Origin of the sequence: Bacillus sp. 105MF, assembly GCF_000374885.1 — a bacterium.
GTDB lineage: Bacteria > Bacillota > Bacilli > Bacillales > Bacillaceae_G > Bacillus_A > Bacillus_A pseudomycoides.
This window is the reverse complement of record NZ_KB895673.1, coordinates 1-1691: the sequence shown is the minus strand read 5'-3', so window position 1 is coordinate 1691 and position 1691 is coordinate 1. Positions and strand designations below refer to the sequence as shown.

General features: G+C 33.3%; 1 protein-coding gene. It reads left to right on the top strand.

All coding sequences use genetic code 11. The features are described 5' to 3' along the window. Window positions 1–199: 199 nt before the first annotated feature. Window positions 200–1087, top strand: a complete 888-nt coding sequence (locus C564_RS0131385) for a DMT family transporter (RefSeq protein ID WP_018768234.1) — start codon at window positions 200–202, stop codon at window positions 1085–1087. Window positions 1088–1691: the final 604 nt, after the last annotated feature.

Sequence of the window (1691 nt, the reverse complement as noted above, 5' to 3'; positions counted from 1 at the left end):
CGATGGTAGTTGGGACCTTGTCCCTGTGAGAGTAGGACGTCGCCAAGCAACCTTAGACGAGTCAGAATGACTCGTCTTTTTTGTGTTTTTACATAATAAGCGAGTGATCGAAGAAAAAATTCCAATGGGACTTTTATGTCTACATATGGTATGAAGAGACATATATGAAAAGGGGGAGAAAGGCATTAAAGGAATAAGTATGCTATTAATTGCGATTATACTATGGGGGATAGCAATTGCTCCGACAAAATGGGCGTTAGAGTCAATTCAGCCATTCACCCTTTTATTTCTTCGTCTTTGCTTTGCTGGCGGGATATGTCTATTGTTTTCTTTTCAGCAGCTACGAAAAAGTATTGTTAATAGGGATGTTCCGTGGAAAAGGATAAGCGTATTATCTTTTACTGGTGTGGCGGGATATTTTATGTTTACCTCGTATGGGATTTCTTTAACAAGTGGATTACATGTTAGCATCATTGATGCTGCTTTACCTTTAGTTACAATTATTTTCTCGGCACTGTTTTTAAAAGAAAAGATTCAGTTAAACTATTGGATTGGAATTATATTAGGTTTTATAGGAGTAATATGTATTACCATTCCATCTGGTAATGATAATCAAAGCGCTTCTCTAGTTGGGGACATACTTATTTTATTAAGTACTTTTTTATTTGCTTTCTATACAATATTATTAAAAAGACCAAAACAAGAAAAGAATCTATCAAACGAAGTATTTACAACGTTAACATTAATCATAGGGGCAATCATTCTATTTCCCTTTGCAGTTATCGAAACTTTTTATTATGGTCTACCTCAAATAGAAACATGGAAGACAGGGCTTAGTTTTACATACCTTGTTGTTTGTGCAACAATCTTAGCTTATTGGTTTTGGAATAAGGCGCTAGAAAGAGTTTCGGCATCAGTAAGTGGGTTGTATTTAAATGCTTTACCACTTATAAGTATTATTGCTTCGGTTATTTTATTAAAAGAATCTTTAACATGGAAGATATTAATAGGAGGATGTCTAGTTTTATTTGGGGTTATCTGGGCGGATAAAGGTAAATTAAGTACTCTAATGAAATCCGTTGATTGACAAACTAAAGAAGATAGGAAGTAAAAAAACATATTAATGCCAGAATATGAAAGGGGGGATGCATCGAATGGCATGCCCTCTTTTTAGTTGGTTTAGAGGAGCATACAGGAAGATTAGGGAACCCGTGTAATACAATACTGAATTATACATTTATATACTGTATTTATAATAATGAACAAAGGGATGATAATCCAAGGATGTTTGAAGTGAAATTATTTGATAAAAAACAAATTGCTAATGAAGTATTGCCATTCTTTTGACTCTGAAATAGAATGAAGGCTCCTTGAGTACGCATTTATAATATCTAGTAGGGATAAATAGTTTTACTTTTTTCTCTTTTGGGGGTACTGAGTCTATAGGAATGGAAAGGGTGTATGAATAAAAGATTAATAATCTGTGAGTGTTTATCTATAAAAGAGATAAAAAACAATTTTTTATATAAAAGTCATTGACTATTTCGATATACAGGTGTAATATTATATGAGTCGCCGATAGCAACAACACAAAACGCGACAAACGAAATAAAAAACTTAGTTGACATTGAAACATGAAAGTGTTAATATAAGGAAGTCGCAAATGAGCGGCAAACAAGTTCTTTGAAAAC